This window comes from Caballeronia sp. AZ7_KS35 (genome assembly GCF_023631045.1).
In the GTDB taxonomy this organism is placed as follows: Bacteria; Pseudomonadota; Gammaproteobacteria; order Burkholderiales; family Burkholderiaceae; genus Caballeronia; species Caballeronia zhejiangensis.
Genome location: NZ_JALQDV010000001.1, coordinates 377,596 through 401,341 on the forward strand (window position 1 = coordinate 377,596; position 23,746 = coordinate 401,341).

The following is a 23,746-nucleotide window of genomic DNA, read 5'->3' on the forward strand; positions in this document are numbered from 1 at the left end:
TCAGTATGCATAGAACGACACTCGGCCATCCCGCTCTCTCTTCGTCCCGGCGCGGCGGCCTTGCCCGCTGGCTCGGCGTGCTCTGCCTTTCCGTCACGCTCGCGGCCTGCGGCGGTGGCGGCGGCGACGACTCCAGTTCCAGCAGCGGCGGCGGTTCGTCGGGCGGCTCCGGCGGCTCGGGCGGTTCCAGCGGCGGCGGCTCGACCACCAGCACCGCGAACGCGCAGCCGATCGCGCCCAACGGCACGAACGCGGTGGCGATCAACGTCAACTCCGGCGCCGCGGGCTTCGTCAACATTCCGAACGTATCGGTGACGGTGTGCGCGCCGGGCTCGTCGGTGTGTCAGACGATCGACAACATTCAGGTCGACACGGCGTCCTTCGGCCTGCGCATTCTCGGATCGGCGGCGCAGAACGTGCTCGGCAGCCTGCCGACCTCGCGCGCGTCGAACGGCGGGCAGCTCGCCGAATGCGCCGGTTTCGCCGACGGCTACACGTGGGGCACCGTCCGCACGGCCGACGTGAAGATGGGCACGGAAGTGGCGTCGGGCGTGCCGATTCAGATCATCGGCGATCTGAGTGCATCCGCGGCGCCGACCGGCGACAACGGCTGTCCGTCCGGCAGCGACGAAAATTCGACCGCCGACATCGGCGCGAACGGCATTCTCGGCATCGGCCCGCAGGCCTACGACTGCGGCGACGGCTGCGCGAGCACGGCGCTCAACGCGATGTACTTCTCGTGCACCAACGGCGCGAATTGCTCGGGTGTCGCGGTGCCGCTGGCGCAGCAAGTGACGAATCCGGTCACCAAGTTCGCGGTCAACAACAACGGCGTGATCGTGCAATTGCCGCCCGTTGCCGATAACGGCGCGGCCACCGCGACCGGCGTGCTGATATTCGGCATCGGCACGCAGAGCAACAACGGGATCAGCAACGTGACGAAGTACGGCACCGATCCCTATGGCGACCTGACCGGCACGTACAAGGGCAAGACGTACAAGACGTTCTTCGACACCGGGTCGAACGGCAACTTCTTCCAGGATAGTTTTCCGCTGTGCAACGGATCGTCGGCGTTCTATTGCCCGAGCGCGACGCAGTCGCTGTCGACCACGATCAAAGGCAGCGAAGGCAACAGCGCCACCGTGCCGTTCCTGCTCGCCAACGCGAGCACGCTGACACAAGGCAAGAACAAGTTCGCCTTCAACAGTCTCGGCGGTCAGTTGGGCATGTCGAACTTCTTCGACTTCGGCTTGCCGTTCTTCTTCGGCCGGCATGTCTACGTCGGATACCAGTTGCCGAACAGCTCGGCCTACGTGGCGTTCTGACCGTTCGGACGTTCGCCCGATAAAAAACCGGCTGCGTTTGCGCGCAGCCGGTTTTTTTTACGTCATTCGTCCGCGCGTGGTTTGCGTGGCGCGCGTTCGGCGAGCGCGTCGTAGAGCCAGCGCGGCAGGACGTGCATCAGCATGCCCGCGACGCGCATCTGCCATGGAAACGTCGCGTAGCGCACTTTGCGATCGATCGCGTCGGCGGCTTTCGCGGCGAAGCGGTCGGCGTCCATCAGGAACGGCATGCGATACGGATTGTGCGCGGTCATCTCCGAGCGCACGTAGCCCGGCGCGATCGTGACGACGGCCACGCCGAGCGGGCGCATCTCCACGCGCAACGATTCCAGATATTTCGCCACCGCCGATTTCGACGCGCTGTACGCGCCGCCGCCGGGCAGCCCGCGCACGCCCGCGACGCTTGCAATGCCGACGAGCGTGCCGCGCTGCGCGGCCGTCATCGACGCGACGAACGGCTCGAACGTCGCGACCATGCCGAAATAGTTCACGTCCATCACGGCACGGAAGGTGTCGAGATCGCCGTGGCCCGTCAGCGCGCCGCGGCTCATGCCCGCGTTCGCGATGACGACATCCGCCGTGCCGTGCTGCGCGATGAAGCGGCGCGCGGCATCGGCGAGCGCGTCGGGGTCGCGCACATCGGCGGGATAGATCGAGATGGAGCTTTGCGGATGACGGGCCGCGAATGCGGCGAGGGAATCGGCGCGGCGGGCGACGAGGCCGAGGATGGCCCCGCGCTTCACATACTCTTCGGCCATTGCAAGGCCGATGCCGCTCGACGCCCCGGTGATAAAGACCTTCAAACGAACTGCGGTCATGCGGAGCGTCGGTGCTTACAGCTTCTTGTCGCGGACTTGCTGGACGAGGAAGTCCATGACCTGCGTCGTCCCCGGCAGGCTGTTGGTCATCGCCGGGCCGGTTTCGTACTTGCCCTGCACGACGACCGTCGGCACGCCGTCGATCTTGTAGTCCTGCAGGAGCTTGGCGTCGCGCTGCACGGCGCTTTGCGTCGAGAACGAGTTATACGCGTCCATGTACTTCTTCGGATCGACGCCCTGCGTCTTGAGGAAGTCCGCCTGCGCCTGCGGCGTCAGCAGATAGTTCTTCTTCACGTGGATTTCGTTGAACACGGCCGGCGTGACCTTTTCCGCGACGCCGAGCGCGTCGAGCGCGTGATACATCTTCGAGTGCGGAATGAAGTCGTCGCGGAATGCCACCGGCACGCGCTTGAACACGACGTCCGGACCTTGCTTCTTCGCCCATGCCTCGATGTACGGCTCGAACTCGTTGCAATGCGGGCAGCCGTACCAGAAGAACTCGATGACCTCGACCTTGCCCGCAGGCGCGGCGATCGGCTGAGCCGCCTGCAGCACGGTGTAATCCTTGCCGGCGGTGGGCGCGGCCATCGCGGAATTCGCGACGCTCAGGGATGCGGCTGCGATGCCGAGGGAGAGAGCCAACGCGCTAAAGATTTTTTTCATGATTGAAGAGATACGCAATGGAAACGCGACGGAACAAAAGCAGGCCCATAAGTGGGACATACGACGCTTAAGCCACGCTTAAGCGTCGCGGCGCTTCGACTTCGTTTGCTGCGTTATTGCTTCGTTATTGCTTCGAGAAACGGATGACGGCGGTATCGACGCCCGCATCGGACAGACGCTGGCGCGCGGTGTTCATGTCCTCGAACTTCGCGAACGGCCCGATCCGCACGCGATAGTACGTGACGCCGCCTGCATCGCGCTGCGTGACCTTCGATTCGAAGCCCTGGAAGCCGAGACGCGCGCGCTGCTGTTCGGCATCCGCCTGCGTCTTGTACGCGCCGACTTGCAGGAAGTAGCCCGTGTTCGGCTCGCCGGGCGCGGGCGGCGTGGTCTTCGCCGTCGTGGGCGCCGAGCCGCCCTTCGGCGGCGTGGCGTTCGCGTTGCTCGTCGCGGCGGGCGCGCCCGGTGCGGCTTCGGGCTTCTTCGCGGGCGCTGTGCTCGCGGTCTTCGGCGCCGATGCCGTTGCGCCCGACGGCGGTACTTCGACGATCTGCGGCTCGTCGAGCATGCCCGACGACTGCGTCTGATTGTTGGTCTGGCCCGGCGCGGTGTTGGGCGGCGTGGGCTGCGCGGCTTGCGGCACCGCCTGGCCCGGCGTCTTGCCTTGCAGCGGACGATTCGGATCGTACGGTTGCGCGGCGGCAGGCGCGGAGTTGGCCTCGGACGGCGGCGGCGCGACCTTCGCCACGAATGGCGTGGGCGCACGCGTGATGTACAGCGCGACGATTACGGCAATCGCGAGGCCGACGATCAGGCCCAGCACGATACCGATAAACGTTCCCCCCGTTTGCTTCGACTGCTTCGATGTGCGGCGTGGTTTTGCCATCGTATGAATCACCTGCGAGAAAGTCTTCTGGTTGGGCGACGATTATAGCGGCGGCTCAAGACAAGCCCGCGCCAGGCATCTGCTTGCGCACGCCGAAAATTCTGAATTCGTGCGTGCGCGGCAGAAGGGTCACATCTTTTGAGGAGCGGAAACGCCGATGGTCGCGAGACCGTTTTCGAGAACCTGACGCGTCGCCGCGAGCAGCGCGATGCGCGCGGTGCGTTCCTTTTCGTCGTCCACGAGCACGCGCTCCGCATTGTAGAACGAGTGAAATTCGCCAGCGAGATCGCGCAGATAGAACGCGACGGCGTGCGGCGCGAGTTCGTCGGCGGCGTGCGCCAGCATTTCGGGGAATTCGGCGAGCTTGTTGAGCAGCGCCATTGCGCGGTCGCTCGACAGCGGCGAGAGATCGGCCTGCGCTGCCTTCGAAATGTCGCCGCCGAACTTCTCCTTCCAGTCGTTCAGGATCGTGCAAATGCGCGCGTGCGCGTATTGCACGTAATAGACCGGATTCTCGTCGTTCTGCTTGAGCGCGAGGTCGATGTCGAACACGAATTCGGTGTCGGCCTTGCGCGAAATGAGGAAGAAGCGCACGGCATCGCGGCCGCGGCGGATGGTGTCCTCGTCGATCTGATCGGGCGCGGTTTCGTGGCCCGGCGTGAGTCCGCCCGACCATTCGATCAGATCGCGCACCGTCACGTAGCTGCCCGCGCGTTTGGAGATTTTCACTTCCTGGCCGTCGCGCATGACGGTGACCATCTTGTGCAGCACGTAGTCGGGATAGCCCTTCGGAATGCCGATGCCGAGTCCCTGCAAGCCGGCGCGCACGCGCGCGATCGTGCCGTGATGGTCCGAGCCCTGGATGTTGATGACCTTCGTGTAGCCGCGTTCCCACTTGGTCACGTGATACGCCACGTCCGGCACGAAGTACGTGTACGTGCCGTCGGACTTCTTCATGACGCGGTCCTTGTCGTCGCCGTCGTCGGTGGTGCGCAGCCACAGCGCGCCGTCCTGCTCGTACGTCTTGCCGGCATCGACGAGCGCCGCGACCGTCTTCTCGACACGGCCTTCCTTGTACAGCGACGACTCCAGATAGAACTGGTCGAACTTCACGCCGAACGCGGTGAGATCCATGTCCTGCTCGTGACGCAGATACGCGACCGCGAAATGGCGGATGGCTTCGAGGTCCTCGACGTCGCCTTTGCCCTTCACCGGTTCGCCGTCCTTCGCCGCGACGGTTTCGCCCGCCATGTAGTCGCGCGCGATATCGGCGATGTACTCGCCGTTGTACGCCGCTTCCGGCCACTGCTCGTCGCCCGGCTTGAGGCCGCGCGCGCGCAGTTGCGTGGACGTGGCGAGATTGCCGATCTGCACGCCCGCGTCGTTGTAGTAGAACTCGCGATGCACGTCGTAGCCCTGCGTTTCGAGCAGGTTCGAGAGCGCATCGCCGAGCGCCGCCTGACGGCCGTGGCCGACATGCAGCGGGCCCGTCGGGTTCGCCGATACGAATTCGACGAGCACGTGCCTGCCGGCGTCGCGCGTCGAACGGCCGAACGCGGCGGCTTCGCCGAGCACGGCCGGGATCACGTCTTGCTTGGCCGTCGCCGAAAGACGCAGATTGATGAAGCCCGGACCCGCCACTTCGGCGCTCTCGACGAGACCCTTCGCGGCCGGCAGGCCGAGCACCGCATCGACGATCTGCTGCGCGAGCTGACGCGGATTCGCGCGCAGCGGCTTGGCGAGCTGCATCGCGACATTCGACGCCACGTCGCCGTGCGCCGCGACCTTCGGTCGTTCGAGGACGATCGTGGGCGTGACGAAGGCCGCTTCGCTGGCGCCTTGGGTGGCTTGCGCGACCTGCTTGACCGCGTCGGTGATGAGCGTTTCGAGAGTGTGTTTATGTGCGGGCAGCATGCTGAATGTGATCCAGTGGAGCGAGGGCTGACGGGGCGCGTTCCGGCGTGCATGCCGGCTCGGAAGGACGTCTTCGCGACGCGTTGGCCCCGCATGTGGTGTTGGCAGGCGAACGGAACCGGCCACCACATAAAGTGGGGATTTTAGCAGGTGCTAATATGTCGAATCAGGGTGTCGTCATGTTGTCAGGGAGACCGGCTCGTCTGCGCGTTTCGTTTGCAAACCGCCTATGACCCAACATAAACAAAAGGACCATGCCATGCTGATCACATTCAAATCCCCGGCCGCACCGGATGTCATCATGCTCGAGAACCTCGCGGAGTACTTGCTCGGCATCATCGGCAAGCAGCTCACGGCGCGGGGCGTCATCACGCACGATGAAATTCCCGCCGCCATTCAGAAGCTCGAAGCGGCGGTCGTCACCGACAAGAGAGAGCGCGCCGAGCACGACGGCCGTTTTCATGAAGGCGAAGAAGGACATGAGCCGCACGAGCTTCCCATTGGGCTCGCGCAGCGCGCGTTTCCTTTCCTCGACATGCTTCGCCTCGCGCAAAAGCACGACAAGGACATTCTCTGGGGCGTCTGAGGCGCGCGATTCGCAGCGACACAAAGAAAAACCCGCATCGTTTCCGATGCGGGTTTTTTTCTTCCGACGAAACGTCTGACGGCTTCAGTCGCGCTGCGGCGTGTTACTGCGACTGGCCGCCTTCCGGCCCGGCGGGCTTCGCGGGCGGATGTTGCTTCTTCGGCTTCTTCGGTTTCTTCTTGTGCTCGGTTTGCGGCGGCGAGTACGACGAAGCCTCGGTGCTGCTCGCCTGCGCGAAAGCGGCGGTACTCGACGCGGCGAGCAAAGCCGCGGTGATCGCTACGGTTACGGCGGACGTCATCTTCTTCATGCGACTTTCTCCGTTGACGAAAAGAATGCGTTGGCCGTCATGTCGACGGCTTATCGCGCTGACAAGTCTACGGAATTCAAAAATTTCCCGCCCGTTCCGTGCATATTCCGGCTATCACTTGCGCGATATGTCGTTTTCACGATGCCTTAGCGCAACGGCGCGAGCGCGCGTTCGGCGTCGGAGGTCGAGATCGCCATGCGTTCGGCGTAGCTCGCGAGCTGATCGTCGCCGATCTTGCCCACCGAAAAGTACGTGCTGTCCGGATGCGCGATATAGAAGCCCGAGACGCTCGCGGCCGGCAGCATCGCGAGCGATTCGGTCACGCTCATGCCGATCTCGTTCGCCTGAAGCACTTCGAACATGTCGCGCTTGACGAGGTGATCCGGGCACGCCGGATAACCCGGCGCCGGACGAATGCCGACGTACTTCTCCGCGATCAGCGCATCGTTGTCGAGCGTCTCGTTCGCGGCGTAGCCCCACAATTCGCGGCGCACGCGCGCATGGAGCGCTTCGGCGAAGGCTTCCGCGAAACGGTCGGCGAGCGCCTTCAGCATGATCGCGCTGTAGTCGTCGTGATCGGCTTCGAACTGTTGTTCCTTTTTATCGACGCCGATGCCCGCCGTCACCGCGAACATGCCGATGTAGTCCTTCACGCCCGAATCCTTCGGCGCGATGAAATCGGCGAGCGAGCGGTTCGGGCGCATCACGCCATCGACGACCGGACGCACGCTTTGTTGACGCAGATTGCGCCACGTCATCGCCACTTGCGAGCGCGATTCGTCCGTGTAGATCTCGATGTCGTCGTCGTTCACGGTGTTGGCGGGTAAAAGCGTGATGACGCCGTTCGCCGTCAGCCAGCGGCCCTGAATGAGGCGCGAGAGCATCGACTTGCCGTCGGAGAACACGCGCCGCGCCGACTCGCCGACGATCTCGTCATTGAGAATCGCGGGATAGGGACCGGCGAGATCCCACGTCTGAAAGAACGGACCCCAGTCGATGTAATTCGCCAGTTCCGCGAGGTCGTAGTTCTTGAACACGCGCCGCCCGATGAAGCTCGGCTTCTTCGGCGCGTAGGCGCTCCAGTCGATCTTCGTCTTGTTGGCGCGCGCTTCGTCGTACGTGACCATCGGCTGCGCTTTGCGGTTCGCGTGCTGCGTGCGGATGCGCTCGTAGTCGCTCTTGAGTTCGTCGAGATACTTCGCCGCGCCTTCGTCCGACAACAGGCTCGACGCCACCGACACCGAACGCGACGCATCCGGCACGTACACGACCGGCCCTTCGTAATGCGGCGCGATCTTCACGGCGGTATGCACGCGCGAAGTCGTCGCGCCGCCGATGAGCAGCGGCGTCTGCTTGCCGCGGAAGTATTCGTCGCGCTGCATTTCGGACGCGACATAAGCCATCTCTTCGAGGCTCGGCGTGATCAGTCCCGACAGCCCGATGATGTCCGCGCCTTCTTCCTTCGCCTTCTGCAGGATGGTCGCGCAGGGCACCATCACGCCCATGTTGACCACTTCGAAGTTGTTGCACTGGAGCACGACCGACACGATGTTCTTGCCGATGTCGTGCACATCGCCCTTCACGGTCGCGATGACGATCTTGCCCTTCGGCCGCACGTCCGCGCCGGCATCGGCGAGACGCTTCTTCTCTTCTTCGATGAACGGGATCAGATGCGCGACCGCCTGCTTCATCACGCGCGCCGACTTCACGACTTGCGGCAGGAACATCTTGCCCGCGCCGAACAGGTCGCCGACGATGTTCATGCCGTCCATCAGCGGGCCTTCGATCACGTTGATCGGACGACCGCCGGCCTTGTCGATCTTCTGCCGCACTTCTTCCGAATCTTCGACGATGAAGTTCGTGATGCCGTGCACGAGCGCATGCGACAGACGCGCCTCGACCGGCTGATTGCGCCATTCGAGGTTTTCTTCCTTCTTCGCGGCGCCGGTCTTGAACTTGTCCGCGATTTCGAGCAGACGGTCGGTGCCGTCCTCACGACGATTCAGCACGACGTCTTCCACGCGCTCGCGCAACTCGGCGTCGAGATCGGCATACACGCCGAGCTGGCCCGCGTTGACGATGCCCATGTCCATGCCAGCCTGAATCGCGTGATACAGAAACACCGTATGAATCGCCTCGCGCACCGGATCGTTGCCGCGAAACGAGAACGACACGTTCGACACGCCGCCGCTCACTTTCGCGTGCGGCAGGTTCTGCTTGATCCAGCGCGTCGCTTCGATGAAATCGACCGCGTAGTTGTTGTGCTCTTCGATGCCCGTCGCGATTGCGAAGATGTTCGGATCGAAGATGATGTCTTCGGGCTCGAAGCCGACTTCGTTCACGAGAATGTCGTAAGAGCGTTTGCAGATTTCCGTCTTGCGCTGAAACGTGTCGGCCTGGCCTTGCTCGTCGAAGGCCATCACCACCGATGCCGCGCCGTAGCGGCGAATCAGCTTCGCGTGATGAACGAACTGCTCCTTGCCTTCCTTCAGCGAGATCGAATTGACGATCGCCTTGCCTTGCACGCATTTCAGGCCCGCTTCGATCACGTCCCACTTCGACGAGTCGATCATGATCGGCACGCGCGCGATATCCGGCTCCGACGCGATCAGATTCAGGAAGCGCACCATCGCGGCTTTCGAATCGAGCATCGCTTCGTCCATGTTGATGTCGATGACCTGCGCGCCGTTCTCGACCTGCTGGCGCGCGACGGCGAGCGCTTCGTCGAACTGGCCGTTCAGGATCATGCGCGCGAACGCCTTCGAGCCGGTCACGTTCGTGCGCTCGCCGACGTTGATGAAAAGCGAGCCGTCGGTGACGTTGAACGGCTCGAGGCCGGAAAGACGCATCGTGTGATCGGTCATGTCTTGTTCTCTTCTCTGATTCAGGCGGCGTCGCGGTATTGCGAGGGGAAAGCGCGCGGCTTCACTTCGGCGAGCGCCTTCGCGATTTCCGCGATGTGCTCCGGCGTCGTGCCGCAGCAGCCGCCCGCGACGTTGACGAGCCCGGCGGACGCGAATTCCTTCAGCAATCCGGACGTTACGTCCGGCGTCTCGTCGAAGCCGGTGTCGCTCATCGGATTCGGCAGGCCCGCGTTCGGGTAGCAGGACACGTAGGTATCGCACAGCTTCGCCAGCTCGGCGATGTACGGACGCATCAGCGCCGCGCCGAGCGCGCAGTTCAGGCCGAACGTGAGCGGCTTCGCGTGACGCAGCGAGTTCCAGAACGCCTCGACCGTTTGCCCGGAGAGAATGCGGCCCGATGCATCGGTGACGGTGCCGGAGATCATGATCGGCACGAGTTCGCCGGTGTCCTCGAACAGTTGATCGAGCGCGAACAGCGCGGCCTTTGCATTGAGCGTGTCGAAGATCGTTTCGACGAGGAACAGATCGCAGCCCGCATCGAGCAGCGCCTTCGCCTGCTCGTAGTACGCGTCGCGCAGTTCGTCGAAGGTCACGTTGCGCGCGCCCGGATCGTTCACGTCGGGCGAAATGCTCGCGGTCTTCGGCGTCGGTCCGATCGCGCCCGCGACGAAACGCGGCTTGTCGGGCGTCGAGTATTTGTCGCAGGCTTCGCGCGCAAGCTTCGCCGACTCGATGTTCATCTCGGCGGCGAGGTCTTCCATGCCGTAATCGGCCTGCGCGACACGCGTCGCGCCGAACGTGTTCGTTTCGAGGATGTCCGCGCCCGCAGCCAGATACTGCTCGTGAATCTCGCGGATCACCTGCGGCTGCGTGATCGACAGCAGTTCGTTATTGCCCTTGATGTCGCGGCCGTAGTCCTTGAAGCGCTCGCCGCGATACGCGGCTTCGTCGAGCTTGTAGCGCTGGATCATCGTGCCCATCGCGCCGTCGAGAATCAGGATGCGCTTTTGCAGCAGCGCGGGCAGCGCGGCGCCGCGCGTATAGGCGCGCGCGGGGGCTTTCGGAATGGCGTTCTGGGTCATGACGGACGGGGCCTGCACCAAATGTGAAATAGCCTGACATTGTAGCCGCAGCGCGCAACGGTCGCTCCCGATGGGCGGGCGCGTGCGCGATTCCGGGCGGGCAAAAAAAGAACCCCGCCTGGCGCGGGCGGGGTCTTTGGGAAGTGGCGAGTGTCGCCTGTGCCGCTGGTCCGGGCGGCGGCGGGCGCGAGCGGCATGGCGCCGCACGCGCGCGTGCATGCATCAGTGAAGCACGACGGGTTGATTCATCAAGATATCGAACTGGCCGAGGAATTCATCGACATCCTCGAGCGACGGCTCTTCGGCGATCAACTGTTGCACGTGCTCGCGAAACTTCGCCGCGAGCGCGCCGTCGATGAAGATCTCCCGCTGCGTGTTCTTGTCGACGATCTCGTAGCCGCCCGCCTTCATGGCGAGGTGGTTGTCTTGCGGCGGAAATTCGACGACGCAATAGTTGGGGCTGTTGTAGATCATTTGCATGGCGACACTCCTTATTCCTTGTTTGCTCCGTGGCAATCCTGAATCGTAGTTGGAGCGATTGGGTTGGAATTCAAGGGGTGGCCTCGACGTGATGCCGGTTGTATCGAGGCTTTCTTTTGCAACAAAAACAGGAAGAATCAACTCGAACCGCGCAAGAAGTTCCCCAATAAAGCGGAGAAGCGCTGCGATTCCTCCACCGGTGTAAGGTGCGCGGCGTTAAGTAATTCGAAGCGTGCGCCCGGCACCGTGTCTGCGACAACCTTTGAAGCAGCATGCGGCGTGCCAACATCCTTTTCACCCGCGACGACGAGCGTGCGCTGCTTCACGGAAGCCAGTTTGTCTCGCGCATCGAAACGGCTGATCGCCTCCGCCGCGCGCGCGAAACCCTCGACGGGCGTGCGCGCGATCGTGTCCGCGATCGGCTCGGTCACTTCAGGGTGCGCCTTGCGGAACTCCGGCGTGAGCCAGCGTTCGAGCGTGGCTTCCACGATACTCGCTGTCCCGTGTTCGCGCACGGATGCTGCACGTTGCGCGAATGTCGGACGCGCGTCCTCGGGAATAAAGGCGGGCGCGCCCACGACCGTCAGCGAATCCACTTTGTCGGCATGGTTGATCGCGAATTTCTGCGCGACCATGCCGCCTATCGACAGCCCGACCACATGTGCCGAAGGCGCGCCGAGTTTGTCGAGCAGTTGCGCGAGATCGTCGGCGAGATCGTCGATCGTGAACGAATCCGGCGACACGGTCGTTTCGCCGTGTCCGCGCAGGTCGTAGCGCAACACGGTGAAGTCGTCGCGGAAGTAGCCGGCCATCTGATCCCAGATCGAAAGATCGCCGGCGAGCTGATGGATGAAGACGAGCCAGGGACCGCCGCCTTCGTTGTCGAGAACATAGCGTGTATCGATGCGATTGATCGTCAACTGCATATCGGCTCCGTAAAGAATGCGCTCGTGCCTGACATGACGGAGTGTGACGGCCCCGTTACGGTTTGTCCGCGGCGGGCGTGCTCGGCATGGCGGGCGCGGATTCATCAGACGCAGCTTGCGTGCCCGAGGTGACATCCTGTGCCGCCGCCGGCGGCGCGGCGAGCTTGCCTGCCCAGAGCAGTTCGATTTGCATTCCGTTCGGCTCGGTTTGCAGAATCCGCACGGGCAGCCAGCCGATCGACGGCGCGAGCCAGATATCGAGCTTGCGGCGGTCGCCTTCCTTGCGCGGCAGGCGCGTGAAGTGGCGCGCCGTCGTAAAGCCGCCGCGCGCCTCCACGGTTTCGTCGCCGACGGTTTCTATCGGCCAGATTTCGTTGCTGTCGTTATCCGCGACGCTGAATTGCCGCGTGACGCCCGGCTTGTACTTGTCCGGCGCGCCGCGCACGAGGCTCGCCAACTGCATGACGACGCTGAAGCGGTCCTGCGCGCCGTCCGCGAGCGGCTGGCTTTGCGGCGTTTTCGTGTAGACGATCTGCTTCGTTTCGCGATTGAAGATGGCGATATCGGCGGCACGGCGGCCGCGCTGTTCCGAATACTGTTCCGGCGCGATGCCGAAGCCGTCGATATGGCCTTTGCTCGAATACACATACGGACCGACGAAAGGCAGCGGGATCGAGACGATCATTTCGTAATGCTGGCCGTCGTTGCTCCAGTGGATCGTGCCGGTCTGATTCATCATGCCGTTCACGAGCGTGTCGTAACGTAAATCGCCCGTGGGCGGGACGCTGAACTTGTCGCCCGATGCGGCACTGGGTTGCGGCGCGGTCTGCGAAGCGGGCGACGGCGCTTGAGCCTGCGGCATTTGCGCGGGAGCGGAAGCGGCTGCGGGCGCGTCGGGCTCTGGCGTCGCAGCGCTCAGCACCGGAGCGGGCGAAGGCTTCGGCGCAGGCGCGGCGGGCTTCGGAGACGCGACGGGTCCCGGAGACGCGGCCGGTTTCGGCGGCGCGGGCGGCGTCGGCGCGGGCGGCGCGATCGGCTTGGGCGTCAGCAATTCCACCTGCACGGGCGGCGTTTCGGGCGGCGCGTTCGCCGGCTGACGGTTGTGCTCGATCCACCGCATCGCGCTCAGATGCAGGCCCGCAACGACGAGCACTGCCAGCACCCAGCGTCCCCAGCGGCGGGGCGCGGCGGATTCGATAGCGGCATCGGGCGGCTCGCCGGACGCGGGGCGAGGACGGCGGAATTGAAACAGTGACATCGTGGAAAGCGTGAAAAGCGCGTGTTACGGACGATCGGGCGAAAGGCATAAGACATGCGCGAGGGAAACGATGTTCCTGGCCCCTTCGACGGACATTTTCAGCGCTCGCTCGCCTTGTGCCCCAATTCGTACGACAGGCCGCGCGCGCACTCGCGCAAGGTAGAGTCGATTTCGCCGCCCCAGCGCGTGTCGAACGTGCCTTCGTGCCCGAGCGCGATGAGACCGAGCGCGAGTTCGCCCGTCGAATCGAAGACCGGCGTGCAGAACGCGTGGATCGTCGGCAGCAGCATGCCTTCGACGCGCGCCGCGCCGTGCTCGCGCACCTCGGCGAGAAGCGGCTCGACATCGGCCATCGTCTGCTTCATTGCGGCGAGCTCGCGATCAAGGATCGGCTGCGTCTTGCTGCGCGGCAGATACGCGGCGAAAAGCAGACCCGTCGCGGATGAAAGCAGCGGCATCACGTCGCCCAGCTTGAGCGATGCCTTCGCCGGATGGCTCGATTCCATCCAGTGCACGACGGTCGGCCCCTGATTGCCCCACACCGCGATGCCGACCGTCTGATCCAGCCGGTCGCGCAGTTCCGCGAGCGCGATGCGCGCCAGCCGCACGCCATCGACGCGCGCAAGCCGCGCGAGGCCCATTTGCAACGCGAAACCGCCGAGTTCGTAGCGCCCGGAAACCGGATCCTGCGATGCGACGCCGAGCCGCAAAAAACTCACCAGATAGCGATGCGCCTTTGCCGGGCTCATGCCCGCGCGTTGGGCGAGATCGCGCAGCATCATCGCGCGCGGCTCGTTGGTGAGGACGTCGAGCAGCCGGAAGCCGACTTCGATCGACTGAATGCCGGAGCGCGTTTTTTCTTCGGCGGCGTCGCTGGTGTCTTCGTCGTCGGTGAGAGAGGTGGATTGCATGTGCGAAAAGGCCTATGCCGTTCGGCCGAGTGCCGGCGGCGGATTCACCATCGTAAAATACATTTCCTTTAACGTCACCCGCGTCACCACGCTCACCCGGCACTGCTCCATGAAACTTGCAACCTTGAAGGACGGCACGCGCGACGGCCAGCTGATCGTCGTCTCGCGCGACCTGCGCACGGCCGCAATCGCCGATGGAATCGTCTCGACGCTGCAACGCGCGCTCGACGACTGGACCTTTTACGCGCCGCAACTCATGGAAGTCTACGAAGCGCTGAACGCCGGCCGCGCGCGCAACAGCTTTTCGTTCGATCCGAAAGCCTGCATGGCGCCGTTGCCGCGCGCGTTCCAGTGGGCGGACGGCTCCTCGTACGTGAATCACGTCGAGCTCGTGCGAAAGGCGCGCAAAGCGGAAATGCCGCCCGAATTCTGGACCGATCCGCTGATGTATCAAGGCGGCAGCGACGACTTCATCGGCCCGACGGACGACATCGTGTGCGCGACGGAATCGTATGGCATCGACTTCGAAGCGGAAGTCGCCGTCATCACGTCCGACGTACACATGGCCGCGATGCCCGACGAAGCGCTTCGCAGCGTGCGCCTGCTGATGCTCGTCAACGACGTCTCGCTGCGCAATCTCATTCCCGCCGAACTTGCGAAGGGCTTCGGCTTTTTCCAGAGCAAGCCCGCGACCGCGTTCTCGCCGGTTGCCGTGACGCCCGACGAACTCGGCGACGCGTGGCGCGAAGGGCGCGTGCATCGCCCGATGATCGTGCACTGGAACGGCAGGAAAGTCGGTCAGCCAGACTGCGGCACCGACATGGTCTTCCACTTCGGCCAGCTCATCGCGCACGCGGCGAAGACGCGCAATCTGCGCGCGGGCTCGATCGTCGGCTCGGGCACGATCTCGAACAAGGACACGAAGCGCGGCTACTGCTGCATCGCCGAGAAGCGCTGTCTGGAGACGATCGAGCACGGCGCGCCGCAGACAGAGTTCATGAAATTCGGCGACAGCGTGAAGATCGAAATGTTCGACGAAGAAGGCAAGTCGATCTTCGGCGCAATCGATCAGGCGGTCGTGCAACCGGAGCATTGAACGGGTTTCGCCCGATGCGGCGCGCCCAAGCCTCGCCTTACACTTTGCCGGGCTGCTCTTCGGGCAGCACAAGAACGATCAAAAAAAGGAGACTTCGATGGCGGCAGGCAAGTGGAAATTTCTGGCGGGCGCGGCATTCGCGCTCGCCGCCGCGACGGTGGCAACGGCGGCATTCGCGCAGACGGCGCAGCACGTGAAGATCGGTCTCGTGCTGTCGCTTACGGGGCCGGCCGCGTCGCTCGGCATTCCCGCGCGCGATACCGTCGCGCTCTTGCCGAAGGAAATGGGTGGCAAGCCCGTCGACTACATCGTGCTCGACGACGCCTCCGACACCACGCAGGCCGTGCAAAGCACGAAGAAGCTCATCAGCGAGGATCAGGTCGATGCGATCATCGGCTCGTCGATCACGCCGAACTCGCTCGCGATGATCGATGTCGTCGCGCAAGGCCAAACGCCGATGATCTCGCTGGCGTCGTCGGCGAAGATCATCGAGCCTGTCGACGACAAGCGCCGCTGGGTCTTCAAGACGCCGCAAACCGACGCGATGATGGCCTCCGCGATCATCGCGCATGCGAGCAATCATGGCGTGAAGACGCTTGCGTACATCGGCCAGGCGGACGCGCTCGGCGAGACCTTCTACGCCGAAGTCGCGAAGTTCGCGCAGCTGCACAAGATCGAAGTGGTCGCGAATGAACGCTTCAATCGCACCGATCCGAGCGTGACCGGGCAGATCCTGAAGATTCTCGCGGCCAAGCCCGATGCGGTGGTCGTCGGCGCGGCCGGCACGCCCGCCGCGCTGCCGCCGAAAACGCTCGCGCAGCGCGGCTTCAAAGGCAAGGTCTATCACAATCACGGCGTCGGCAACCGCGACTTCCTGCGCGTGTGCGGCGCGGATTGCAACGGCACGTTCCTGCCCGCGAGCCCGGTGCTCGTCGCCGCGCAGTTGCCCGACGACCATCCGGCCAAGCGGCTCGCACTCGAATACATCAAACTGTACGAGGCGAAGCAGGGCGCGGGCACGGTCTCGGCGTTCGGCTCGTATGCGTGGGACGCGGGCATGCTGCTCAATCGCGCGGTGCCTATCGCGATGAAAGCGGGCGCGCCCGGCACGCCGGCGTTTCGCGCCGCGCTGCGCGATGCGCTCGAAGGCACGAAGAATTTTTCCGACACCAACGGGCAGGTCAACATGTCGCCCAACGATCACATCGGCCTCGATCAGCGCGCGCGCGTGATGGTCGAGATCCGCGACGGCAAGTGGGTCTATCAGCCGCGCTAACCTTCAATCGACGAGACCATGAGCGATCTATCCATGTATTCGGGCTATAAGTCGCTCGAACTGCGCCGCCATCCGCATGGCGTGCTCGAAGTCGTCATGCACGGCGCGGGCGCGAACAAGAGCGGCCTGTCCACCGCCGACGCCAACATGCATCGCGAGCTCGCGGATATCTGGCGCGACATCGATCGCGATCCGGACACGCGCGTCGCGCTCATTCGCGGCGAAGGCAAGGGCTTTTCGGCGGGCGGCGATCTCGGGCTCGTCGAAGAGATGGCGAACGATTTCGACGTGCGCGCGCGGGTGTGGCGCGAGGCGCGCGATCTCGTCTATAACGTGATCAACTGCGGCAAGCCGATCGTCTCCGCGATGCACGGTCCGGCGGTCGGCGCGGGGCTGGTCGCGGGCTTGCTCGCCGATATTTCGATCGCGTCGAAGTCGGCGCGCATCATCGATGGGCATACGCGGCTCGGCGTCGCGGCGGGCGATCACGCGGCGATCGTCTGGCCGCTGCTGTGCGGCATGGCGAAGGCCAAGTACTATCTGCTGCTGTGCGAGCCGGTGAGCGGCGAGGAGGCGGAACGCATCGGGCTGGTGTCGCTCGCCGTCGACGAGAACGAACTCATGCCGAAGGCAATCGAAGTGGCGAACCGTCTGGCGCAAGGTTCGCAGACCGCGATTCGCTGGACCAAGTACGCGCTCAACAACTGGCTGCGCTCGGCGGGGCCGACTTTCGATACGTCGCTCGCGCTCGAATTCATGGGCTTCGCGGGGCCGGACGTGCACGAAGGCATGCGCTCGCTGCGCGAACGGCGCGCGCCGGATTTCCCGGGCGGCGCGCCGTTCTGAACCGCGCGAACCTCACACGAAAACAAGGAGAGTCGAATGACCGATAACGCCGGCGGCACGCCGCCCTACACGATTCCCGGTTTTCCCGGATTCGGCCAGGCCGACATGATGGGCAAGATGTGGGAACTGATGCGCCTGAATCCGTTCGCCGCCGCGATGCCCGGCGGCGGGCAGGGCATGGGCCCCTCGCTCTCGATGATGTCCGACATGCTCGCTCCGCTCACCAACATCGAAGAACTCGACAAGCGCGTGACCGACATGCGCGCCGTCGAGCACTGGCTGAAGCTCAATCTCAACATGCTGCAATCGGCGATTCAGGCGCTCGAAGTGCAGCGCGCGACGCTCGCGACGCTGCGCGCGTTCGGCGCGTTCGCTCAGACGTCCGTCGAGAGCGCGCACACCGCGGCGGCGGAGAATGCGAAGGCCGCGTCAGCCGGATGGCCGATGGGCGGCGCGGCGAAGACCGATGCCCCGAAGCAGGAAGCGTCGGGCGCCGCGCCCGCGAGCGAGGCATCGGCTGAAGGCGAAGACGCTTCGGGGCAGACTTCAGCGCCGCCGCCCGGCTTCGATCCGACCGGCTGGTGGAACGTGCTGCAATCGCAGTTCAATCAGCTTGCGCATCTCGCGATGATTCAGCCCGGCATGAGCGGCCCGCTCAACCCGATGGGCGCCGCGGGCGCGCAGCCGGCCGCCGCTGGTGAGAACGCCGCGGAGCAGCCCGCCAACGACGCCGATGAAAGGCCCGACGCGGCGGCCGCGAAGAAGGCGGCCGTGCGCAAGACGGCGCCGCGCAAGAAACCCGGCTGACTACGCGCGTTCCGGCGCGCTCACTTCCCTCACTACGACCGGCGGCGCGCATAGCGCCGCCGCGCTCGCCAATTCCCCTCGACGCGCACATTTCCGTAGCCGAAACGCATCTCAGCACCGACGCACATTTCGATTTTGTCTATGATGAAAGCTTGACGGTGCGGAATCTTTGTCCATCCATCGGCGTTGGGCACGCAATCTGCATCGAATGCGATATTTCGTTCGAACCGATCTGTCCATGACAAACTCATCAGAACAAGATTTCGATTCGGATTCGATCTCCGATGGCCCCGAGCGTCCGGAACCCGTGCCGCCAAGCGCCGCAACGGCGGGCGCGACCGGCATAGGCATCGGCGCCATCGCTCAGGAGATTGGTCTGACGAAGGACACTTTGCGTGTCTGGGAGCGCCGGTATGGATTTCCGCAGCCGATGCGCACTTCCGGCGGGGAGCGGCTGTATCCGCAGGAACAGGTGACGAAGCTGCGGCTCGTGAAGCGATTGCTCGACGCGGGACATCGGCCGAGCAAAGTGCTCGGGCAATCGATCGACGCGCTGCAGCAACTGGCCGAAAGCTCGGGCGTCGGCCAGGACGCGCCGGACGCCGAGCTCGACCATCTGATCTCGCTGCTGCGCGCGGGCGCTTATGACGATTTCCGCTTCGGCCTGCTGAAGCGCGCAACGCGCGACGGCCTCGAACGCTTCGTGCTGGATGTCGCGGCGCCGCTGTCGGCGCGCATCGGCAATGCGTGGGCGGCGGGCACGTTGCAGGTCTATCACGAACATCTGTTCAGCGAGGCGATCCAGTCGACGCTGCGCACGCTGATACGTCCGCTCTCGGATGCCGTGCGCGGGCGCAACGGCCGTCCGCGCGTGCTGCTCACGACGCTTTCCGGCGAAGGTCACGGCCTCGGCATCCTGATGGCCGAGGCGATGTTCACGCTATCCGAGTGCGAATGCGTGCAACTGGGATTGCAGACGCCGCTGCACGATATCGTCGATGCCGTGTCGGTGCACAAGATCGATATCGTCGCGCTGTCGTTCACGGCGGTGCTGCCGGCGCAGTCCATTTCGAACGGGCTGACCGACCTGCGCAACCTGCTGCCGCCGCACGTCCGCATCTGGGTTGGCGGCAGCAGCCCGGCGCTGCGCCGCAAGTTCGACGACGGCGTGCATCACATCGCGGGGTTGACCCCGATCGATGAGACCGTCGCGGATTGGCGTCAATCCACCGTGCTATGATCGACGACGCCCGAAACGTCGGGCATTGGCGCGGAAATCCGCATCAAGCGCGCATCGCATCGTTGTCATGCGCGCACGTCATACTGCGCGGCCGGCGCGGTTCCGGCGGCAGTTCGGCGCCACTTGAACATACCTCAGGCACAGGTTTCGCTCCTCACCCACGGTAGAACAAGACGCACAACAGCAACATTTGCACGGGGAGTGCAGTGTTTACGCGGGACGCGACGCGTTGCCGCAGCGCCAAATGTCGCGCTTCGTTGTCGCATTTCGTCTTCGGCCGACCGAATCCCGCGTAAAATTGAAAGCTTGGCTGCTCGCGTGCAAGGCATGTCTGCACGTTCCGGCCGAAAGTCAATACAGATATAACGTCGCATAAGTGGCATCAGGGGTGGACTATGAACACCATGCTTTATCCGGAACTTTATAAATCGCTGGAATCCGTCCGCTGGGATATGGAGAAGGACATTCCCTGGGACAAATTCGATGCTTCCCTGCTCACCGACGAGCAGGCCAAAACCATCAAGATGAACGCGATCACCGAATGGTCCGCTCTTCCCGCAACCGAAATGTTCCTGCGTGACAACCACCACGACAGCGATTTCTCCGCGTTCATGAGCGTGTGGTTTTTCGAGGAGCAGAAGCATTCGCTGGTGCTGATGGAGTATCTGCGGCGCTTCAAGCCCGACATGGTGCCGAGCGAAGAAGAGCTGCACGCGGTGCGCTTCGAGTTCGATCCGGCGCCGCCGCTCGAAACGCTGATGCTGCATTTCTGCGGCGAAATCCGCCTGAATCACTGGTATCGCCGCGCGGCCGAGTGGCACACGGAACCCGTCATCAAGCACATTTATGAAACCATTTCGCGCGACGAAGCCCGTCACGGCGGCGCGTATCTGCGTTACATGAAGAAGGCGCTCGTCAACGCCGGCGACACCGCGCGTGCGGCGTTCGCGAAGATCGGCGTGCTCATGGCGTCCGCGCGCCGTACGGAAAAGCCGCTGCATCCGACCAACCTGCATGTGAATCAGGCGCTCTTCCCGCGCGACACCGTGCAGTCGCGTTTGCCCGATCCCGAATGGCTCGAGCGCTGGCTGGATGACCAGATCCGCTTCGACGACAGTTGGGAGAAGAAGGTCGTCGAGCGCATTCTGCACAACCTGTCGATTCTGTTCGAGCGTTCGTTCGTGACCGCGCAGGAACTGAATCGCTATCGCAAGGAAGTGACGCAGCGCCTGCAGGCCGCGCCGGGCGGCGGGGCTGAACAGCCGGCCTGAGTTTCGGCTTCGATGAACGGACGGCTCGCCGGTCAGCACCGGCGAGCCGTTTTGCATTTTTCCCGTGCGAAGCGCCGTGGCACAATGCGCGCTTTCAGAACATCGCAACGAGCGCCGTCATGCCCGCTATTTTCGAACGCAAGATCATCACGCGCGAAGCGCTCGCCGCCCGCCGTCCGACGCTCGCCGGTCCCGTCGTTTTCACCAACGGCGTCTTCGACATCCTTCATCGCGGCCACGTGACCTATCTCGCCGATGCGAAAGCGCTCGGCGCGACGCTCATCGTCGGCGTGAACAGCGATGCGTCGGTACGCACGCTAGGCAAGGGCGACGATCGCCCGATCAATCGGGAAGATGACCGCATGGCGCTGCTCGCCGCGCTGGAGAGCGTCGACTGGGTCGTGAAGTTCGAGGAAACGACGCCGCTGCAATTGATCGAAGCCGTGCACCCCGACGTGCTCGTGAAGGGCGGCGACTACGACATGGACAAGCTGGCCGAATCGGCACTCGTGCGCGGCTGGGGCGGCAAGGCGCTCGCCATCGCGTTCGAGCACGATCGATCGACGACCGCGCTCCTCAAGAAAGTCCGCGCGCAGAGCTGATTCGCACGCGCGCGGTCACTGCCCGAGCGGCGCGGTCTGCACGTTGGCGGCAGGCGCCGGTCCGCCGACGCGCGGCTGATCGAACGCTTCTTCGGGACTCAGCGGGCGCGTCGCGAGCGCCTCGGGATGAACCTGCTGCAATAAGTGATGCGGTTCGCGCACGCCGGCCGCGGGAAGCGGGCCGAACATGCCGCGCATGACCGCGAACATCAGCAAGTTGGCGAGAATCAGAAGGGCGATCAGCCAGCGCAGCATTCTTGGGCTCCGTCCGTCAATCAAATCAGAAAAGTCAGGATGAGTGGCGCGCCGTCGCGTCGCGCGCGATGAGCGCGAGGCCGGACAGCACGAGGGAATCGTGTCGGGTGTGCGGCACGTCGAGCGCGCCCGCGATTTCATTTGCCGCGCCGCCGCCCAGCACGAGCCGGACGTCGGCGCGCCAGTCGGCCTTGAGGTCGCGCCACGCACGCTCAATCAGGCTCGCCTGCGCGAGCAGGCATCCGGCGGATAGCGCGGCGGCGGTGTCGGTGGCGAAAAGACTGCGCGTCTGACTCAGCGCCTCACGCGCCGATGCCGCGTCGAGCGTCGGCAATTGTGCCGTATGGCTGCCGAGCGATTCCATCATCAGCGACCAGCCGGGCGCGATGAGGCCGCCGGTGAACACGCCGTCGGCGCGCAGTGCTTCGAGCGTCGTCGCCGTGCCGAAGGTCGCGACCAGCAGATGCTCGCCCGGATACGCCGCGTGCGCTGCGATCATGCCGGCCCAGCGGTCGCTGCCGAGTCGGGCCGGATCGGCATAGGTGTTGATGACGCCGCACTGCTCGGCGCGCGCGCGGACCACGGTGCGCGGCAGCGTCGGCCAGCGCGCGTCGAGCAGGCGCTGGATGCGGTTCTGTACCGGCATGCCCGCGACGTTCGAAATCCACGCGCTCGCCGGCGCGGGAAGTTCGGACCAATCGTCGAGCGCGGCGTCGTCGGCGACGGTCGAGTGATGCGCGTGCTCGAATGCGCCGTTCGCGAGCGACGCGCCGGCTTCATCGACGAGCGACCATTTGATGCGGCTGTTACCCGCATCGATGAGCAGATACGGCGCCTCGGTTCCCGACGCGTTCACGGACGTTCCTTCGCAAGGCGCAGCGTGAGTTCGCCGGTCGTGACGGCGCGCGGGCCTTCGGGCGCGTCGATCAGCAACTGGCCGCCCTCGTCGACGCCCGATGCGATGCCGCGCGTCACTTCCATGCCCTGGTCGATCAGCGCGACTTCACGTCCGGCCCACGCGTGCGCGTCGAGCCAGCGCTGGCGGAACGGCCTGAAGCCCTCGGCTTCGAAGCGCGGCAGCGCTGCGTCGAGCGCGTTGAGGAGCGCGGCGAGAGTGTCGGTAAGATTGGCGTCGGGCCATGCCCGCGCGAGCGCTGCCGGCGCGGCGCCGGGCGCGGATTGCGCGGCGAGCCGGTTGGCTTCGTCGACCTGCGCGGCGAGTTGTTCCGCGCCGTGCAGATTCATGCCGATGCCGATCACGACCGCGGTCGCGTCAGGCGTGTTCCACGCGGTTTCGATGAGAATCCCGGAGAGCTTGCCGTCGTCGAGCAGGACGTCGTTCGGCCATTTCAGCGCAGGACGCGCGGATGGCGTGAGCGGCAGGCGCGCGAGCGCATCGAGGACGGCGGTGCCGATGGCGAGACTCAGACCCGACAGCCCTTCGATCGGCCGCCGCAGCACGCAGCCGACCGACATCAGCAGCGCATTGCCCGGTTCGGCGAGCCACGCACGCCCGCGCCGCCCGCGACCGGCGGATTGCGAGTACGCGACGCGGACGACGGGTGCAGGCGTGCCGTCGCGTCGCGAGGCGCGCAACTGCTCCAAAACGTCGGCGTTGGTGGAGCCCGTTTCGTCGACGATGTCGATGGTCCAGTCGCGAGCGGGCCGCTCGGCAAGCGTCGCAAGCCGCGAGCGGTCGATGCGCCAGGGCGCGTCGGGGGCGAAGGGGGCGAAAGGAGAGGGGGTCATGGCGGGTATTGTAGCCGTGGGATGCGTGTTCGAAGCCCGTGAAACTCCGCTTCAGCGCGTCTTGTCGCTCGGATACCGCCGCCGTGCATGCAGCGAGTCCAGTACGGTGACGCGGTCCGTCGCACGGTAAACCACCAAGTAATTCGGATGAACCACCATCTCTCTGGTATTCGAGACCCTTCCGTGACGATAGATGTATGGAACATCCGCTAACGTCCGGACTGCTTCCCTGTTCATCGAAAGTAGATTGTCGGCCGCTTGCGGATCACGCTCTTCAATGTATTCGTAGATTTCCCTGAGTTGTCTCCGTGCGCGCGGCCGCCAATCAACGAGCATTCCGTGCCTTTCGCTTGGCCGCCACGAGCGCATCCATTTCCGCGAATACTTGATCGTTGGGAATCGACGGCTCCGGGTCCGCAAGTGACGCTTCTACCTCCGCGCGGAACCAGGCGTCGTGCAGTTCAGCCTCTTCGAGCGAATCGAATTCGGAGATAAGCGGGTCGAGTCGTTTGTCCATTGCGGTTGCGCCAGAGTTGTCGAAACCATGATAGGTCAGCGACTCA

General features: G+C 64.4%; 25 protein-coding genes. 9 read left to right on the forward strand and 16 right to left on the reverse strand.

Features of this window, described 5'->3' with window-relative positions; translation table 11 throughout:
- Positions 1-5: 5 nt before the first annotated feature.
- Entirely contained in the window at positions 6-1,325 is a 1,320-nt protein-coding gene (locus NCT05_RS01815) for a DUF3443 domain-containing protein (RefSeq protein ID WP_250501667.1), read from the forward strand.
- A gap of 62 nt (positions 1,326-1,387) precedes the next feature.
- Here the strand turns inward: NCT05_RS01815 and NCT05_RS01820 are convergent, their stop codons facing one another.
- From NCT05_RS01820 to argS, 4 genes are all read right to left on the reverse strand, one after another.
- On the reverse strand, positions 1,388-2,161 hold the full coding sequence (locus tag NCT05_RS01820; protein WP_250501668.1) for an SDR family oxidoreductase: 774 nt from the start codon (positions 2,159-2,161) through the stop codon (positions 1,388-1,390).
- 15 nt (positions 2,162-2,176) lie between these two features.
- A complete protein-coding gene (locus tag NCT05_RS01825; protein WP_034470441.1) occupies positions 2,177-2,824 on the reverse strand; it encodes a thiol:disulfide interchange protein DsbA/DsbL in 648 nt (215 codons plus the stop codon).
- Between the two features lie 124 nt (positions 2,825-2,948).
- Positions 2,949-3,710, reverse strand: coding sequence for an SPOR domain-containing protein (locus tag NCT05_RS01830; RefSeq protein WP_008351857.1), 762 nt, complete (start codon positions 3,708-3,710; stop codon positions 2,949-2,951).
- A 129-nt stretch (positions 3,711-3,839) separates the two neighbouring features.
- Complete coding sequence (gene argS, locus NCT05_RS01835) at positions 3,840-5,624, reverse strand: arginine--tRNA ligase (protein ID WP_034470443.1); 1,785 nt, start codon at positions 5,622-5,624, stop codon at positions 3,840-3,842.
- Between the two features lie 259 nt (positions 5,625-5,883).
- On the opposite strand from argS, the gene NCT05_RS01840 reads away from it, so the two are divergent.
- Positions 5,884-6,210, forward strand: coding sequence for a DUF1840 domain-containing protein (locus NCT05_RS01840; protein WP_008351853.1), 327 nt, complete (start codon positions 5,884-5,886; stop codon positions 6,208-6,210).
- Positions 6,211-6,313: 103 nt separating this feature from the next.
- On the opposite strand, the gene NCT05_RS01845 is transcribed toward NCT05_RS01840, so the two are convergent.
- The 7 genes from NCT05_RS01845 to NCT05_RS01875 all read right to left on the reverse strand — a co-directional run bounded on the left by NCT05_RS01845 (position 6,314) and on the right by NCT05_RS01875 (position 14,041).
- Positions 6,314-6,520: a hypothetical protein gene (locus NCT05_RS01845; protein ID WP_008351852.1), complete on the reverse strand. Its 207-nt coding sequence runs from the start codon at positions 6,518-6,520 to the stop codon at positions 6,314-6,316.
- Between the two features lie 146 nt (positions 6,521-6,666).
- A complete protein-coding gene (gene metH, locus NCT05_RS01850) occupies positions 6,667-9,408 on the reverse strand; it encodes a methionine synthase (RefSeq protein ID WP_284507472.1) in 2,742 nt (913 codons plus the stop codon).
- Positions 9,405-10,466: a homocysteine S-methyltransferase family protein gene (locus NCT05_RS01855; RefSeq protein WP_008351850.1), complete on the reverse strand. Its 1,062-nt coding sequence runs from the start codon at positions 10,464-10,466 to the stop codon at positions 9,405-9,407. The genes metH and NCT05_RS01855 overlap by 4 nt, the downstream gene beginning before the upstream one ends.
- A gap of 222 nt (positions 10,467-10,688) precedes the next feature.
- On the reverse strand, positions 10,689-10,946 hold the full coding sequence (locus NCT05_RS01860; protein ID WP_008351849.1) for a BTH_I0359 family protein: 258 nt from the start codon (positions 10,944-10,946) through the stop codon (positions 10,689-10,691).
- A gap of 137 nt (positions 10,947-11,083) precedes the next feature.
- The gene (locus tag NCT05_RS01865; protein WP_034470453.1) at positions 11,084-11,872 is read right to left on the reverse strand and encodes an alpha/beta fold hydrolase; all 789 of its coding nucleotides are present in this window, start codon (positions 11,870-11,872) and stop codon (positions 11,084-11,086) included.
- A gap of 55 nt (positions 11,873-11,927) precedes the next feature.
- A complete protein-coding gene (locus tag NCT05_RS01870; RefSeq protein ID WP_250501670.1) occupies positions 11,928-13,130 on the reverse strand; it encodes a DUF3108 domain-containing protein in 1,203 nt (400 codons plus the stop codon).
- A gap of 98 nt (positions 13,131-13,228) precedes the next feature.
- On the reverse strand, positions 13,229-14,041 hold the full coding sequence (locus NCT05_RS01875) for an IclR family transcriptional regulator (protein ID WP_250501671.1): 813 nt from the start codon (positions 14,039-14,041) through the stop codon (positions 13,229-13,231).
- 109 nt (positions 14,042-14,150) lie between these two features.
- Here NCT05_RS01875 and NCT05_RS01880 point away from each other — a divergent pair, with 109 nt between their 5' ends.
- From NCT05_RS01880 to rfaE2, 7 genes are all read left to right on the forward strand, one after another.
- Positions 14,151-15,137: a fumarylacetoacetate hydrolase family protein gene (locus NCT05_RS01880; protein WP_175979741.1), complete on the forward strand. Its 987-nt coding sequence runs from the start codon at positions 14,151-14,153 to the stop codon at positions 15,135-15,137.
- Between the two features lie 97 nt (positions 15,138-15,234).
- Positions 15,235-16,413 carry an ABC transporter substrate-binding protein gene (locus NCT05_RS01885; protein WP_250438915.1) on the forward strand — a complete coding sequence of 393 codons (1,179 nt, stop codon included), beginning with the start codon at positions 15,235-15,237 and terminating at the stop codon, positions 16,411-16,413.
- A gap of 18 nt (positions 16,414-16,431) precedes the next feature.
- Positions 16,432-17,259, forward strand: coding sequence for an enoyl-CoA hydratase/isomerase family protein (locus NCT05_RS01890; protein ID WP_250501672.1), 828 nt, complete (start codon positions 16,432-16,434; stop codon positions 17,257-17,259).
- 36 nt (positions 17,260-17,295) lie between these two features.
- On the forward strand, positions 17,296-18,066 hold the full coding sequence (locus tag NCT05_RS01895; RefSeq protein WP_250501673.1) for a PhaM family polyhydroxyalkanoate granule multifunctional regulatory protein: 771 nt from the start codon (positions 17,296-17,298) through the stop codon (positions 18,064-18,066).
- Between the two features lie 238 nt (positions 18,067-18,304).
- Positions 18,305-19,306, forward strand: a complete 1,002-nt coding sequence (locus NCT05_RS01900) for a MerR family transcriptional regulator (protein ID WP_239294312.1) — start codon at positions 18,305-18,307, stop codon at positions 19,304-19,306.
- Positions 19,307-19,701: 395 nt separating this feature from the next.
- Positions 19,702-20,577, forward strand: coding sequence for a ferritin family protein (locus NCT05_RS01905; RefSeq protein WP_033536551.1), 876 nt, complete (start codon positions 19,702-19,704; stop codon positions 20,575-20,577).
- A 119-nt stretch (positions 20,578-20,696) separates the two neighbouring features.
- Positions 20,697-21,179 carry a D-glycero-beta-D-manno-heptose 1-phosphate adenylyltransferase gene (gene rfaE2, locus NCT05_RS01910; protein ID WP_034470462.1) on the forward strand — a complete coding sequence of 161 codons (483 nt, stop codon included), beginning with the start codon at positions 20,697-20,699 and terminating at the stop codon, positions 21,177-21,179.
- 15 nt (positions 21,180-21,194) lie between these two features.
- On the opposite strand, the gene NCT05_RS01915 is transcribed toward rfaE2, so the two are convergent.
- The 5 genes from NCT05_RS01915 to relB are packed head-to-tail and all read right to left on the reverse strand — an operon-like array spanning position 21,195 to position 23,700.
- Positions 21,195-21,434, reverse strand: a complete 240-nt coding sequence (locus tag NCT05_RS01915) for a hypothetical protein (RefSeq protein ID WP_008351832.1) — start codon at positions 21,432-21,434, stop codon at positions 21,195-21,197.
- 34 nt (positions 21,435-21,468) lie between these two features.
- Entirely contained in the window at positions 21,469-22,290 is an 822-nt protein-coding gene (locus NCT05_RS01920; RefSeq protein WP_250501674.1) for a type III pantothenate kinase, read from the reverse strand.
- On the reverse strand, positions 22,287-23,183 hold the full coding sequence (locus NCT05_RS01925; RefSeq protein WP_250501675.1) for a biotin--[acetyl-CoA-carboxylase] ligase: 897 nt from the start codon (positions 23,181-23,183) through the stop codon (positions 22,287-22,289). The genes NCT05_RS01920 and NCT05_RS01925 overlap by 4 nt, the downstream gene beginning before the upstream one ends.
- A 51-nt stretch (positions 23,184-23,234) precedes the next feature.
- The gene (locus NCT05_RS01930; protein WP_309779193.1) at positions 23,235-23,552 is read right to left on the reverse strand and encodes a type II toxin-antitoxin system RelE/ParE family toxin; all 318 of its coding nucleotides are present in this window, start codon (positions 23,550-23,552) and stop codon (positions 23,235-23,237) included.
- Positions 23,509-23,700, reverse strand: a complete 192-nt coding sequence (gene relB, locus NCT05_RS01935) for a type II toxin-antitoxin system RelB family antitoxin (protein ID WP_250433546.1) — start codon at positions 23,698-23,700, stop codon at positions 23,509-23,511. Before relB ends, NCT05_RS01930 begins: the two co-directional genes overlap by 44 nt.
- Positions 23,701-23,746 lie beyond the last annotated feature (46 nt).